We start from the raw sequence: 14602 nt of genomic DNA on the forward strand, positions 1-14602 counted from the left end.
AAGGTGGGGCGAGGCGAGGTGAGGCAAGGTGGGGCGAGGCCGGGCAGGGCAAGGCCGGTAGGCGCGGGGCGGGGCAGGCGTGGGCGTCCCCGGCTCACGGCTCCTTGTGGAGCTTGTCCTTTTCGGCGGGTGCGGGCTCGGGGACGTTCAGGTCAGGGACGGGGTTGAGGTTAGGCGTGCCCGCGGTGAGCGAGCGCGGGCCTGACTCCTCGGCGTCGGCGATGGCGGCCTTGGCGGCCTCCTCGGCCTCGGTCGCCGCCGTCATGGCGGCGGACCTGGTGTCCGGGACCTCACGGGTGGCCGGCGACTTCGGCAACGCCTCGGTGAACGCCTTCGACACGCCCTGGAGCGCGGAGGTCACCTCGCTCGGGATCACCCAGAAGGTGTTGCCCTGACCCTGCGCGAGCTGCGGAAGAACCTGGAGGTACTGGTAGGCGAGCAGCTTGGGGTCGGGGTCGTTGCGATGGACGGCCTGGAAGACCTCGTCGATGGCCTGGGACTGGCCCTCGGCCTTGAGGATCGCTGCCGTGCGCTCACCCTCGGCGCGCAGGATCGCGCTCTGCTTCTCGCCCTCGGCCGTGAGGATCTGCGACTGGCGCAGGCCCTCCGCGGTGAGGATCGCGGCGCGCTTGTCACGTTCGGCGCGCATCTGCTTCTCCATCGCCTCCTTGATGGTCTTGGGAGGGTCGATGGCCTTGATCTCGACGCGGTTGACCCGGATGCCCCACTTGCCGGTGGCCTCGTCCAGCACGCCGCGCAACTGGCTGTTGATGGTGTCCCGGGAGGTCAGGGTGCTCTCCAGGTCCATGCCGCCGACCACGTTCCGCAGCGTCGTGACCGTGAGCTGTTCGACGCCCTGGATGAAGTTGGCGATCTCGTACGCGGCGGCGCGCGGGTCGGTGACCTGGAAGTACAGGACGGTGTCGATGTCGACGACCAGGTTGTCCTCGGTGATCACGGGCTGCGGCTTGAACGAGACCACCTGCTCGCGCAGGTCGATCAGCGGGCGCACCCTGTCCACGTAGGGGATCACGAAGTTCAGGCCGGGGCCGAGCGTCCGGTAGTACCGGCCGAGGCGCTCGACGTTGCCGGCCCGCGCCTGCGGGACGATGCGCACGCCACGGAGCACCGTGAACACCGCGAAGAGGACGATCACGATTCCGGCGATCATGGCGGCGTTCATGCTCTACTCCCGTGGATATACGAGGGCGGTGGCCCCTTCGATTTCGATGACGTCCACCGTCGCGCCCGGCGGGATCACCAGCGACTCGTCGTAGGCGCGGGCGGACCATTCCTCCCCGCCGATCCGCACGCGGCCGTTCCTCGCCGTGACCTCGTGCGTGACGTAGGCGGGCTTGCCGACCAGGGCCGACACCCCGAACCGCTGGGCGGGCGGCTGCGTGAGATGGCGCCGGGCGACGGGCCGCAGCAGGATGAGGCTGGACACGGACGCGAGGATGAACGCGGCCATCTGGATTCCCGTAGGCAGGCCGATCGCCGCGACGGCGGCCGTCAGCAGTGCGGCGGCGCCGAGCAACCCCAGTGCCGCGGTGAGCGTGAAGATCTCCGCTACGCCGAGCACCGCCGCGAGTATCAACCAGAAGATCCACGAGTCCATCGCGTCGGCCCTCCTACATGAGGAACGCGTTTCCGTCGTCAGTGGTTCCGTGAATGCCACGCTAACCCCATTTCCCCCTCACCGACACATCCCCCCACAACCCAACCCCGCTCCGCCGTCCTTAACCCCCCACCGCCTCACCCGCCCGCAATATCCCTGTCTCGTCCCCCCGCCCCCGCCCCCCACCCCCCACCCACACTCCCCGGTCGGCTCCGCTCTGCCCGGTCGGCTCCGCGCCCCGTTCGCTCTGCCCCGTTCGCTCTGCCCCGCTCGCCTTGCCCCGCCCCGTGCGCCGTCCGCCCCGCTCTACCTGGTCAGGGTTGGGGTGGGGGGTGTAGGGCGCTGCCTTGGCGCCATTGGGGCCAGGTGAGTTGCCAGAAGCCCCAGCCGTTCCACCATTCGAGGGGTCTGTCGGTGCCGGTGACGGTGACGGGGTCGCCGCGCAGGGAGCTGTCGAAGAACCACTTCGCCTGGTCCGGGCGGGCGTTGACGCAGCCGTGGCTGACGTTGACGCGGCCCTGCGCCCACACGTTGCCGAGGGCGTGGACGTACTCGCCGCTGTTGGAGATGCGGACGGCGTGGTCGATCATGCGGTCGTAGTAGCCGGGTTCGCCCTTGCGCCGGCCGGGGGACACCATGCGGACCGGATCGCCCTTGTCCATGGTGAGGTGGATGCCGCTGGTCGTGGTGTACTCGCGGGTCGTGCCTTTGCCCGCGCTGATGGCCATGCGCCGCACGAGCCGGCCGTTCCGCAGGACGCGCATCTGGTGGGTGCGGGTGTTCACCACGCTGGTCTGCCGCCGTCCGATGGTGAAGCGCAGGGTGTGGTCGGCCGCGCCGTACGTGTGCGGGGCCGCGCGAACACCGGCGAGGTGTGCCGTGAGGGTTACACGCCGCCGGGCCGGCCACAGGGCGCGCGGGCGGTAGACGACCTGGCTCTCGCCGAGCCACCGCCATGCCCCCTCCACAGGTTTACCGTCCTCCGCGCCGGGTGTGTCGTCGGCCGGGTCCGGCTGCACGCCGGGTGTGTCGTCGGCCGCGTCCGGGCCGGGGGAGGTTCGGCTCGCCCGTACCTCCAGGGCGCGTTCGACAGCGGCGCGGTTTCGTACGGGGGTCGTGAAGGTCAGGATGATCGGCATGCCGACGCCGACCGTCTCACCGGGGCTGGGGACGGCCTCCTGAACAGTGAAGGGGCGTGACGACGGGCGGGTGTGGAAGGTCGCCACGAGCGTGGCCGGCCGGTCGCCCGGCCGGACGGGGCTCGCCGAGGCGGAGACCGCGTACGAGGCGCCCGGCACGAGAGTCCAGGACGATCGCCAGGTGCGCCGCGCGCGGTCGAAGCGGCCGGGCACGCGCACGCCGCCGACGGAGACGCGCACGCCGATCAAGGTGCCTTTCGCGGCCGTGACGCGCACATGGCGATCGGGGCGCGCGCGCACCGAGCCCGGGGCGGGCGCGACCTCGATGGCCACCGAGGGAGGCGAAACCCGCCTCGCCTCGGTGATCACCTGCGAGCCGCCGGCGACGAACACGAGAAGGATCAGAGACACGACCAGGGGGTGCCGCATCGTCCCGCCCTCCACCCCATCGATGATCAGGAACACGCCTAGAGTACCTCTGCGTGTCCGTCACGTGACGTGGAGTGAGGGGGCTGTGGATAACCTGGCCGCCTCGGGTCAGGAGGGCTGGGCGGGCTGGATCGTGCCGGTGGCCTCGGCCAGGGCGATGACGCTTCCGTCCGGGCCGGGGGCGGTGGCGGTGAGGGTGACGGTGTCGCCGTCCTCCAGGAACGTGCGGGTCTGGCCGTCGGAGAGTTTGAGGGGTTCCGTCCCGTTCCAGGTGATCTCGATGAGAGACCCGCGCCGGCCCGGCTCCGTCCCCGAGACCGTCCCGCTGGCGAACAGGTCACCCGTCCGCAGTGACGCGCCGTTGACGGTCATGTGCGCGAGCATCTGGTCGGGCGTCCAGTACATCTCCCGGTACGGCGGGGTCGAGATCGGCTCGCCGTTCAGCTCGACCCGCAGCGTGATGTCCAGCCCCCACGGCTCCCGCCTGCGCAAATAGTCCAGCGGCTCGGGATCCTGCGCCCGCCCGGGCACCCGTGCGTGCTGGAGCGCCTCCAGCGGGGTGATCCACGCGGCGATCGAGGTGGCGAACGACTTGCCCAGGAACGGCCCGAGCGGGACGTACTCCCAGGACTGGATGTCCCGGGCGCTCCAGTCGTTCACGAGCGTCACCCCGAAGACGTGGTCGGCGAAGTCGCCCGCAGGCTCGCCGAGACGGGTCGGCGTCCCGACGACGAACCCCAGCTCGGCCTCGATGTCGAGCTTGACCGACGGCCCCAGCACCGGCGGCCGTCCCGGGCCGGGAAGCCGCTGCCCGCGCGGCCGGGTGATCGGCGTGCCCGACACCACGACCGTGCCCGACCGTCCGTGGTACCCCACGGGCAGGTGACGCCAGTTCGGCAGCAGCGGCTCGCCGTCCGGGCGGAACATGCGGCCGAGGTTGGTGGCGTGCTCCAGCGAGCAGTAGAAGTCGACGTAGTCCCCGACCTCGATCGGGGGGTGCAGGCGCACCTGGCGCAACGGGATGAGGTGCGGCTCGATCGCCGCCCGGTTGGCCGCCGCCTCCGTGGCCCGCGCGGACAGCAGCCGCTGGACGAGCCGCCGCGTGTCGCTCCACGCGGTACGGCCGCGGGCGAGGAAGCCGTTGAGGCTTGCGGCGGCGAACACCTCGTCGTGCAGCGCGGGCGCCAGGTCGAGCACGTGGTCGCCGATGCGTACCCCGACGCGCGGCGCCTCGCCGGGAAGGGAGAACACGCCGTAGGGCAGGTTCGCCAGGCCGTACGGCGAGGCGTCCGCCCCGGGCACCCAGCTCGACGTCACGATGCGTCCTTCCTCGGAGGAGTCGGCGGTCCCTGCCCCGGCGGTGGACGCGGCCGGGGCGGTCGCGGGAGAAACCGCGGAGCTCGTCACGGCGGATGTGGCCGTGCCACGGGACGGGGCGGCGTGGTCGATGAGGCCGAGGGCGCGCAGGTCCTCGACGGGCGTGGTGGTGTTGCACGACCCGTACGAGACCAGCAGCTCACGGGCGCGCAGCGCGGTCTCAGGCCGCACGGTCCGCGCGAACTCCACCAGCTCGCGCCGTTCCATGAGTTCCAGCACGGACACGGGGTCGCGTCCGTCCACGGCCGCGCACACCGCGAGCAGCAGGTTCAGGAACCCGTGCCGGTACACCCCGAGGGTCGGATCGGGGTGGCGCACGGCGTGGTGGAGGCCCGCGGTGGCCTTGAACGGCGTGCCCCGCTGGGCACAGGTGCGGATGAACGCGCCCAGGTCATGCACGGAAGGGAACAGGTCCGCGGTGATCCCACCACAGCGCACCTTGGCCCCCACGCCCGGAGGAAGGTGGGCGAACTCCCCGGCGGGCACCTCGACGAACAGCCGCGCCCGCGGCGCGGCCTCCCGCACCCGTGCCGCCAGCGCGGAGACGTCCGCGCCGGCCGGCAGGGCGACCTCCACCAGCTCGACGGCGACGTTCGTCAGCTCGGCGAGGCCGTCCAGGTCGGGGGACTCCGACGGGTCGAGGATGATCCCGGCGCGGACGGGCCGCGTCAGCAGGGCGCGCAGCTCGTCCAGCCGGCCGATCGGGCACAGCAGGCGGTGCGTGAGGATCGGCTCGGCCGCGTCCTCGTCGGTGTAGTGGCGGGCCAGCGCGTCGGACATGGGGAGCGACGTGGGCGGGAACAGCCCCGCGTCGTCCACGAGCTGGAGGAACAGCGGGTTCGTCACGCTCTGAACGGCGCCGGCGAGGGCGGTGGGGTCCTGGCCCGTCATCGCGCCCACGTCCAGGCGTAACCCGGGTCCTCGCAGGACAGCGCCGCGTCGCCGAGGTCGAGCGGGCGGAAGGTGTCCACCATGACGGCCAGTTCGCTGGTCTCCTTGATCCCGCGCCGCACGGCCTCGACGGACGCCTCGACCGCGCCCGGCTGCGGGCCGTGCGTGAACCCGGCCGGGTGCAGGGATATGGAGCCGATGTCGATCCCGGACCCCTTACGGGCGGTGTAGTCGCCGCCCACGTAGAACATGAACTCGTCGGAGTCCACGTTGTGGTGGTTGTACGGGATCGGCACGGCGTCGGGGTGGAAGTCCAGCGGCCTCGGGCAGAACGAGCAGACGACGAAGCCGGGCCCCTCGAAGGTCTGGTGGACGGGCGGCGGCGCGTGCGTGCGCTTCACGATCGGCTCGAAGTCGGCGATGTTGAACGCGTACGGGTACAGGTGGCCGTCCCAGCCGACCACGTCGAAGGGGTGGTGGGCGTAGGTGAGCCTGGTGAGGCCGCCACGGGTCCTGACCAGCACCGGTGTCTCGGAATCCTCGACGATCAGCGGCTCGCCCGGCGCCCTCAGGTCGCGCTCGCAGTACGGCGCGTGCTCCAGGAACTGGCCGTACTGCGACAGATACCGCTTCGGCGGGCGGATGTGCCCGGCGGCCTCGATGGCCAGCGCCTTGACCACGGTCCCGTCGAGCGGCACCCACCGGTGGATGGTCCCGGTGGGGATGACGACGTAGTCGCCCTCGCCCGCCTCGATCACTCCGTACGTGGACTCGAACCGCACCCGGCCCGCGGCGACGTAGACGCATTCGTCGCCCTTGGAGTTGCGGTACAGCTCGCTCGGGCGGTCGGCGGCGGCGTACGACATGCGGACGTCGCCGTTGCCGGCCAGCACCCGGCGGCCGGTGACGAGGTCGCCGCCGACGGGAAGGCTCTGGGTGCGGAAGTGCCGCGGGGACAGGGGCATGTTGGGCGACAGCGCCGCGCCCGACCCCTCGGTGACGGCCTCCGCCTTGACGATCGCGGTGGGGAGGTGGCGGTGGTAGAGCAGGGAGGAGTCGGAGGAGAAGCCTTCCTCGCCCATCAGTTCCTCGGCATACAGCCCGCCGTCGGGCCGCCTGAACTGGACGTGCCGTTTGCGCGGCACCTCTCCGACCGTGCGGTAATACGGCATCGGACCCTCCCGGTGTACGCATATCGGACGACAATGTCCTCTATACGTACGACGATCCGCCATCGAGCACCCAGTGTCAACCTCGCCCCGGTCATGACACGCGACCTCTGGACCGGCCTGCGGCGCCGGTCCAGGGAACGCCGGTTTCGTGGGTCGGTCAGGTCGTGCTGAACGGTGGGGAGCCGTGGCGGTGGGCGCGGCGCCGGACGGTACTGGACCGAATTAGGAACTTCGGTCGGACTGTAGGGAAAAGGGCGGGCGGAATGGGATGCGCCTGTGGCGAATCGTGGCCTGAGTAAGGTCGACTTGGGGATTCCGTGGTGAAATTGCGGCGGATGTACCGAATGACCGCTCGGGAGGGCGAGGCCGGATGTCGGATTATCCGCCGAAGATCACGCGAACCGCCGCGGAAAGCGGCTTGGGCGAGATCGTGGGCCGTTATCGCCAGTCGGTGTTGTGGGAATTGGTGTACGCCGTCTGCTTCACGGTGTTCGGACTGATCTGCGTCCTGGCCGGCGACGAGGTGGGGAGGTGGATGGGGGCCGTTACGCTGGTGCTGGCGTCGCCCTGTTACCTGACGGCCTGGGTGAAGGCGCGCAGACACCTGTACCTGTGCTCGGACGGGCTGCTGACCACGACGGCGAAGACCACCGTGAGAATAATCCGCGCCTGGGTGGACGTCGTTCACCTCCGCGTATGGACCGTCCGGATTTATCAACAGGGCGGCCCGCAGGACATCCCGCGGTGCGTCCTTGTTCTGGAGGACGGCACGAAGGTGAACCTGGCGAGACCGCCTTATGCCAAGAGCGAGGAACTCATCATGGCGCTCGAACAACGGCTCGCCCCGACCATCCATGCGCGCAGGACCGCGGAGATCGACGAGAAGGGGGCCACCGAATTCGGCCCGATCACAATCACCGTCGAGGGAGTGCGCGACGGCGACCGGTTCGTGAGATGGACGGACATCTCCCAAATGGAACGCGGGCGCGCCCGGTTGCGCATCTGGAGCGGTTGGGGGAGACCGGTCATCTCACGGCAGCTGCGAAGGATCCCCGATGTGCGGGTGCTGATGACTCTCGTGGCGGAGAACGTCGAGCGCCACAGCGAACCGCTCCGGGAGGCGTGAGAGCGGGCGCCCGGAGGTCAGGTCAGCGCCTCCCGGAGTTCGATCGCCGTGCGGACCACGCGGGGGCCGAGGGTGGCGCCGTCGATGGGGCCGAAGGTGACGATGCCGACGGACGCCTCCAGCCAGGGCAGGCCGGGAAGCGGGGCCGCGATGCCGCGGGCGCCCTCCTGGAGCTGGCCCTCGGTCACCTGGTAGTCCGTGCGGCCCTCGCGGAGGGCCAGGATGGCCAGGCCCGCGGCGCCGCGGGTGAGGGGATGGCGGGAGCCCTCACGGTAGGCGACGTGCATGTCCGTCCAGGTGGGCTCGACCACGGCGATGGCGAGCCCCTCGTCGCCCTCGGCGGCGGTCAGGTGGGCGGTGGCGCCGGTCTCCTCGGCCAGGCGGCGCAGCGCGGGCAGCGCGGCGGCCCGCAGCAGCGGCTGGACGGCGCGCGCCAGCGCCAGCACCCCGAACCCGAGGTGGGCGCGCCCCTCGGCGTCGCGGCGGGCGAAGCCCTCGTTCTGCAGCGTGGTGAGCAGCCGGTAGACGATCGGCCGGCTCAGACCGAGTTCCTGGGCCAGTTCGGTGGGGGTGCGCCCGCGGTGGCCGTCGGCGAGCAGGCGCAGCAGCCGCAGGCCCCGCTCCAGGGTCTGCGCCGATTCCGGATTGCCCTTGTGATCGCGCATCTCCCGATTATGCGAGGCGGCGCCATACCAGTCGGCGAGGAGGCGGGACGTTTACCCTTCGATGTCCGGGAAGATCGTGCAGGTGAGTAGCGGGTGAACTGTCCCGTCACGGCATGGGCGTCACCTGGGAATCCGCCCGATGCACTGGTCGACAACAGATGTCCCCGATACAGTCTTTTCGATCGTTTAGTGATGATCGCCATGATTTCGCGCCCGCCCAAGGAGACGCTCGATGCGAATCAGGAGAGCACTGGCCCTCGGCGCCGCACTCACCGTTCTCGGCGTGGGGATCCCGGCCGCTTCGGCGTTCTCCGAGGACGGCGAGGGCGACTGCAAGAACGTCACCAACGGCGGCTCGCAGTCCGACCCGCAGTGCTTCTGGATGGCCCCCACCCCTGAGGACGCCCTCAAGGTGGTCAGGTTCTGGACCGAGAACGACAGCGCCAAGCTCAAAGAGGCCACCGAGTACCCCGTCGGCTGGATCGACTGCAAGGTCGAGCAGTGCAGCGCCGACGGCGAGGGCGACGGCCAGGCGCACGGCGAGGGCGACCCCGCGCCCGAGGGGTACGTGGAGGACAATACGCCGCCCACCTGCGACGTCGGCGGGCAGCCCTGCTCGGTGAGCCCCGAGGAGATCGCCGCCGCCGCGCGCACCGCCGCCGGGCAGGCCATCGCCGCCGCCGCGGCGAGCAACATGCGCGTCTGGATCGACAGCGAGCTCCTCGACGACTACAAGGCCGGTCCCGCCGCCTTCGCCGCCGCCGTCAAGAAGGTCGGCGCGCTGGCCGCCCAGCCGGGCGTGGTCGGCATCCGGTTCACCTCCCAGCTCGGCTACAACGGCGCCGTGAAGACGCCGGAGGAGATGAGCGGGTTCGTCGGCGCGGCCGCCGCCGCCCTCCACCAGGTCGCCCCGGGCAAGAAGCTCGGCATCCACACCGTGGTGCCCGCCTTCGGCTGCGGCGCCAGCGAGCCGTGCGCGGCCGAGATGACCAAGAAGTACCCGCTGCTCACCCCGCAGGCCATCGAGCCGCTGCTCACCTCCGGCTCGGTCGACCAGCTCGCCCTGGACGCCGGCCTGCTCCAGTCGGCGTACGGCACCTGGAAGATCAGCGCGCAGGACGCCCAGCGCAACCAGTGGGCCAAGGTCAAGGCCCTGGCCTGGGACACGCTCGTCCAGATCTCCGCCGAGGACGCCGGGCTCGCCGACAAGGACGCCTCGCCGCTCACCGCCGACCAGGCCGCCACGGTCGCGCAGGAGCGCGTCGCCGCCCCGCTGCGGGACGGCGCCGCCACCGTCAACCTGTGGACCCGCTGGCAGGACGGCACGGGCGCGACCTACCGCGTGATGGGCGCCCGCCTGGCGAACACGCCCGCCTGGGAGCAGCTCGACAAGCTGGAGCCCCTGCAGCGCCGTCTGACCACCATGTACGACCCGGCCGCGCCGGAGGTCGGCATCGGCCAGGACATCAAGAAGCTGTCCGAGGTCTTCGGCCAGCTCTACGTCACCGAGTGACCGCACGAGCGTGAAGGGGCCGTGGCGCGCGCCGGCGCCACGGCCCCTTTCGTGTGGGACCGGCTCGCACGGCGCTCAGGCGGTGCGAGCCGGCCCGGTGGGACGTCCCGGGTCAGGGTGTGGGGGTCGGCTCGCCGGGAGTGGCGGAAGGCGTCTCAGAGGCGGCCGGCGGCGGAGACGCCGAGCCGTTCATCTCGCATTTGCTGTCCTTGGTCGCGTCCTTGACGTCCGGCAGCCGGTCCACCAGCGAGACCTTGGTCTGCGCGGTCCAGCCGACAACGGTGCCGACCGGCGCGCCCACCGTCTTCGCGTCGACCACCGTGCCGCGCTCCCCGAGCAGCGTGAAGGTCTCCGGATCGAAGATCTTCTGCTCCAGGACGCCGTCGATCACCCGGCCCAGCGCCACCCCCTCACGTCCGGTGGAGTCCTTCACCTTCGGCGCCTCCTCGACGCCGGGAAGGGTTTTGGCCGCCTCGAAGAGCGCCTGCCGCTGGGCCCGCGGCATGTACGTCTCCCGCGTCAGGTCGCCGAACCTGTCGAAGGCCGCCTCGTCGGCCGGTCTGTCGCCCCCGTCCCGGGTGTAGAGCACCTCACGCATCTTCGCCGGGGTGGCGGGAAGGGTGCGGAGGTAGGCGTAGTCCCGGCGTGTCGAGCTAGGCCAGCCGGGACAGTTCGCGCCGATCTCGTTCCAGCCGCCGCCCTTCCACTGCTCGGCCTCCGCGGGGAGCGGCCGGCCGGGGACCTGCCGGGGGGAGCGCCCCTCGATCCACAGCAGCCCCTGGTGGCCGTCGGCGGACTGGTAGAACTTGCGGTAGGTCCGGTACAGGTAGCGGCCGGCCGTCTTCGAGTCGCCGATCACTTCGGCGAGGTTCATCGTCTCGGACTCGAACACGATGAACTGGTCCGGCCGCGGGTCGAGTTCGGCCAGCCGGCCGGGCGCCGTCACGTCCGCCGACGAGGTCGCCGTCACCGCCCCCGGTGTCACGGCGGGTCCCGGCCGGGACGACAACGCCACTCCCAGCCCTCCGGCCAGGGCCAGCGTGAGCCCGAAGGCCCCCACCGCCTGCCAGCCGAGCCTGGGGCGCCACACCCGGCCGCGGCCGGTGGCCTCCGCGAGCAGACGGTCCCGTGCCGCGCGCCGGGCCTGCTCGGGGTACGAAGGAGCGCTCGGGCGCGCGTCGGTGAACTGCTGGATCTCGTCGCTCATGCCATGGACTCCATGCTCAAGGGGTCGGTACCGCCGAGCACCCGGCGGAGTTTGGCCCGGACGCGGTGCAGGCGGGAGCGCACCGTCCCGACCGGGATCGCGAGCGCCCGCGCCACGTCCTCGTAGGTGAGGTCGGTCCACGCGACGAGCAGCAGCAGGTCCCGCTCCTTCGAGGACAGCGCGGCGAGCGCCCGGGCGAGCCGGGGTCCCAGCTGCCCGGCGGCGACCCGGTCGACGCTCCTGTCGTCGAACGTGTCGGCTCCGGGCCGCTGCCCGGCGACCTTGACCAGCGCGCGCACGCGGCGGCGTTCCGCCCCGCGATGGTGCGCCACCACGTTGGTCGCGATGCCGTACAGCCAGGGTCTGGCGTCGGGGTGGGACGGGTCGTAGCGGTCCCGGCCGCGGAAGGCGGCGAGGAACACCTCCGCCACCACGTCCTCGGCCGGCTCGGGTCCGAGGCGGCGCGCGGCGTACCGGAAGATCTCGTCGGCGTGCCGGTCGAACAGCAGGGCGAACAGCTCGGGCTGGTCGCGTGAGCGTGTGATCACGGTCGAGTCGTCGAGCGTGGATCCGTCGAGCAGTGCCTGGGCACTTACCACGTGCGGTCCTCTCGGGGGTGTGCGATGCGGTCACCCGTACTTGCCGCCGCACGCCTGCCCGGTTCCCACAATTTCCGTCTTATCGAGATTTTCCGCCATCGCGCCCGGTCGCTTGGCACACGCGGGGTGTACGGCCACCGCCGGCCGCCGCGGAACGCGCGCCGTAAGGGCCGGAGGGGACGGACGGCGCGTGGCCTGCCGTGCCCGGTGCGGCGTACCGCCGTGCGGAGAATGGAGCGTGAACGCCGGCGGGCGAACGCGGATATCGCCTGCGCCAGGCCCGGAAAGCCTGCGCGGCCGGCCCCGGCGGCCGGTTTTCGGGCGGAGCCGCCGCCGATTGTCGGCGCTGATCGCGGACATAAGGCCGATCTATCGATGCTGGTCAGCGCGCCGTGCGGCTGCGTGGCATCCCGTAATGCGGGACGGCCGCAAGAACGGTCCCGTACATATTCAATATTAGGGTCCTCATTCCCGATATTCCGATAACAATCACAGCTTTCACTCGTGACACACGTAACAAATCGCCATATCATCACCGATCGTGGCTGAAGGTGATCTTCCCCGTCCCTTCTCATGGAGTTTCGTATGTCCCTCATAGAGCAGCGGCCCAGCGCCGTTTCCGCCGCCTTGGCGAAAGATCGGCTCGGCGTCCCCTCGGTCGTGTTCTTCGTCATCTCCGCGGCGGCGCCGCTGATGGTCGTCGCGGGCTCGGTCCCGACGGCGTACGCGGTGACGGGCGTGATCGGCGTGCCGTTCGCGTTCCTGATGCTGGGCGCGATCTTCGCGTTGTTCGCCGTCGGGTACGTGACGATGGCCAGGCACGTCGTGAACGCGGGCGCGTTCTACGCCTACGCGGCCCAAGGGCTCGGCCGCACCCAGGGCGTGGCGACCGCCTGGGTGGCCCTGCTGGCCTACAACGCGCTGCAACTGGGGCTCTACGGCATCATCGGGTCGGCGGCCGAGCCGCTGCTCGATGACTGGTTCGGCGTGTCGCCCCCCTGGTGGGTGATCGCGCTCGTGGCGTGGGCGCTGGTGGGCGTGCTCGGCCTGCTGCGGGTGGACGTCAACGGCAAGATCCTCTCGGTCCTGCTCGTCAGCGAGATCGCCGTCGTCCTGGTGTTCGACCTGGGCGGCCTGCTGAACGCCGGTCCCGCCGGCGTCACCTTCGAGGGCTTCGACCCCGGTTCCCTGTTCGTGCCGGGCGTGGGCGCCGCGCTCGCCACCGTCGTCGCCGGGTTCGCGGGCGTCGAGTCCTCGGTGGTCTTCGCCGAGGAGTCCAAGGACCGCGACAGGACCGTGCCCACGGCCACGTACGTCGGCATCGCGATCATCGCGATCCTGTACGCGATCTCGGCCTGGGCCCAGACCGTGCCGACCGGGCCGGACGGGATCGTCGAGGCCGCGACCGAGCAGGGCACCACGCTCATCTTCAACCAGGCCACCGCCCACATGGGGTCGGCCGTCGCGACGATCGGCTCCCTGCTGTTCGTGACCAGCAGCCTCGCCTGCATGATCGCCTTCCACAACACCACGGCCCGCTACATCTTCGCGCTCGGCCGCGAGAACGTGCTCCCGCAGGTCTTCGGGCGCACCTCGGCCCGCACGGCCGCCCCGGTGACCGGATCGGTGCTGCAGACGGGCCTCGGGCTCGTCGTGATCGCCGTCTACGCGGTCTTCGGCCTGGACCCCGTCACGAAGCTGTTCTTCACCTTCGGGGCGTTCGGCGGCCTCGGCCTGCTGACCCTGCTCACCGTCACCTCGATCGCCGTGATCGTGTACTTCTCCCGCAACCCCGCCCAGGAGACGGCGTGGCGGACGCGGATCGCGCCCGCGCTGGCCGCCCTGGCGCTCACGGTGATCATCGTGCTCACCCTGATCAACTTCGACACGGTGCTCGGCGTCGCGCCCGGCTCGCCCATCCGCTGGATCCTGCCGGGCATCTTCGTCGTCGCGATCGTGCTCGGCGTCCTGTGGGCCCGGGTGCTGAAGGTGACCAGGCCGGAGATCTACGCCAACATCGGCCTCGGCGCGCGGGCCGCGAGCGGGGACTCCAAGTGACGACCAAGATCACCCGGCTGAGCGAGGCGGGCGCCGCCACCGACATCATCGCCGAGGCGTTCGGCAACGATGCCATCAGCACCTGGCTCATCCCGTCGGCGCGGGACCGGATGCCGATCCAGCGGCGGTTCTTCGGCATGTACGTGGCGCACGCGCTCTACCACGGCGACGTCTACGGGATCCACGAGTCCGGCGAACTCGCCGGGGCCGCGATCTGGTTCACCGCGCCGTTCCCCGGCATCCCGGGCGAGGAGCAGGCCATCGCCTCGTTCGCCGGGGAGAACGCCGGACGGTACGGCGTCCTCGGCCAGATGCTGGTGCGGCTGCACCCGCAGGTGCCCCACCACTACCTGAACTTCATCGCCCTGCGGCGCGGGCGCACCGGGCGGGGCCTCGGCAGCCTCCTGCTGGAGGAGCACCACCGGCGGCTCGACGCCCTGAAGATGCCGGCCTACCTGGAGGCCAGCAGCGAGGCCAGCCGCCGGCTGTACCTGCGGCACGGCTACGTGGACGTGGCCGAGCCGGTCCGGCTGCCGGACGGCCCGGTCATGTACCCGATGTGGCGGGCGCCGGCGGGCGTCTAGCGCGTGGAGTCGAGGTAGGCGGAGAACTCCTCCAGCGAGATGCGCCCGTCGCCGTCGACGTCCAGGCGCGCCACCGCCGCCCGCGCGGCCTCCTGCGAGACCGGCTGCCCGAGCACCTCCATGAGCCGCAGCAGCTCCTCGGCCGAGATCAGCCCGTCCTTGTCGGCGTCGACCAGCTCAAAGGTCACCGCGTACTCGCTCATCGCCACTCCTCGCATGATCGG

General features: G+C 71.1%; 13 protein-coding genes. 4 read left to right on the forward strand and 9 right to left on the reverse strand.

All coding sequences use genetic code 11. The features are described from left to right. Window positions 1-94: 94 nt before the first annotated feature. From BJ982_RS10190 to BJ982_RS10210, 5 genes are all read right to left on the reverse strand, one after another. Window positions 95-1183 carry an SPFH domain-containing protein gene (locus tag BJ982_RS10190; protein ID WP_184878780.1) on the reverse strand — a complete coding sequence of 363 codons (1089 nt, stop codon included), beginning with the start codon at window positions 1181-1183 and terminating at the stop codon, window positions 95-97. Window positions 1184-1186: 3 nt separating this feature from the next. Beyond that, window positions 1187-1618, reverse strand: coding sequence for an NfeD family protein (locus tag BJ982_RS10195; RefSeq protein ID WP_184878782.1), 432 nt, complete (start codon window positions 1616-1618; stop codon window positions 1187-1189). Between the two features lie 314 nt (window positions 1619-1932). Further along, the gene (locus tag BJ982_RS10200) at window positions 1933-3222 is read right to left on the reverse strand and encodes a L,D-transpeptidase (RefSeq protein WP_239123521.1); all 1290 of its coding nucleotides are present in this window, start codon (window positions 3220-3222) and stop codon (window positions 1933-1935) included. Between the two features lie 72 nt (window positions 3223-3294). After that, entirely contained in the window at window positions 3295-4503 is a 1209-nt protein-coding gene (gene fahA / locus BJ982_RS10205; RefSeq protein ID WP_203959400.1) for a fumarylacetoacetase, read from the reverse strand. A gap of 947 nt (window positions 4504-5450) precedes the next feature. Further along, window positions 5451-6626: a homogentisate 1,2-dioxygenase gene (locus tag BJ982_RS10210; protein ID WP_184878784.1), complete on the reverse strand. Its 1176-nt coding sequence runs from the start codon at window positions 6624-6626 to the stop codon at window positions 5451-5453. 370 nt (window positions 6627-6996) lie between these two features. On the opposite strand from BJ982_RS10210, the gene BJ982_RS10215 reads away from it, so the two are divergent. Further along, entirely contained in the window at window positions 6997-7752 is a 756-nt protein-coding gene (locus BJ982_RS10215; protein ID WP_184878786.1) for a DUF6585 family protein, read from the forward strand. Between the two features lie 17 nt (window positions 7753-7769). Here BJ982_RS10215 and BJ982_RS10220 read toward each other — a convergent pair whose 3' ends face one another. Beyond that, window positions 7770-8417, reverse strand: a complete 648-nt coding sequence (locus BJ982_RS10220; RefSeq protein ID WP_184878788.1) for a helix-turn-helix domain-containing protein — start codon at window positions 8415-8417, stop codon at window positions 7770-7772. A gap of 232 nt (window positions 8418-8649) precedes the next feature. On the opposite strand from BJ982_RS10220, the gene BJ982_RS10225 reads away from it, so the two are divergent. Further along, a complete protein-coding gene (locus tag BJ982_RS10225) occupies window positions 8650-9930 on the forward strand; it encodes a hypothetical protein (RefSeq protein ID WP_184878790.1) in 1281 nt (426 codons plus the stop codon). Window positions 9931-10042: 112 nt separating this feature from the next. On the opposite strand, the gene BJ982_RS10230 is transcribed toward BJ982_RS10225, so the two are convergent. Next, the gene (locus tag BJ982_RS10230) at window positions 10043-11137 is read right to left on the reverse strand and encodes a CU044_5270 family protein (RefSeq protein ID WP_184878792.1); all 1095 of its coding nucleotides are present in this window, start codon (window positions 11135-11137) and stop codon (window positions 10043-10045) included. Next, window positions 11134-11736, reverse strand: coding sequence for an RNA polymerase sigma factor (locus BJ982_RS10235; RefSeq protein WP_203959397.1), 603 nt, complete (start codon window positions 11734-11736; stop codon window positions 11134-11136). Before BJ982_RS10235 ends, BJ982_RS10230 begins: the two co-directional genes overlap by 4 nt. Window positions 11737-12321: 585 nt before the next feature. Between BJ982_RS10235 and BJ982_RS10240 the strand changes: the two genes are divergently transcribed. Then, window positions 12322-13794, forward strand: a complete 1473-nt coding sequence (locus BJ982_RS10240; RefSeq protein ID WP_184878794.1) for an APC family permease — start codon at window positions 12322-12324, stop codon at window positions 13792-13794. Beyond that, the gene (locus tag BJ982_RS10245) at window positions 13791-14378 is read left to right on the forward strand and encodes a GNAT family N-acetyltransferase (protein ID WP_184878797.1); all 588 of its coding nucleotides are present in this window, start codon (window positions 13791-13793) and stop codon (window positions 14376-14378) included. Before BJ982_RS10240 ends, BJ982_RS10245 begins: the two co-directional genes overlap by 4 nt. On the opposite strand, the gene BJ982_RS10250 is transcribed toward BJ982_RS10245, so the two are convergent. Beyond that, window positions 14375-14581 (reverse strand): EF-hand domain-containing protein, encoded by a 207-nt coding sequence (locus BJ982_RS10250; RefSeq protein WP_184878800.1) that lies wholly within the window; start codon window positions 14579-14581, stop codon window positions 14375-14377. The two genes, BJ982_RS10245 and BJ982_RS10250, sit on opposite strands and share 4 nt — an antisense overlap. Window positions 14582-14602: the final 21 nt, after the last annotated feature.

The organism is Sphaerisporangium siamense, assembly GCF_014205275.1.
GTDB classification, from domain to species: domain Bacteria; phylum Actinomycetota; class Actinomycetes; order Streptosporangiales; family Streptosporangiaceae; genus Sphaerisporangium; species Sphaerisporangium siamense.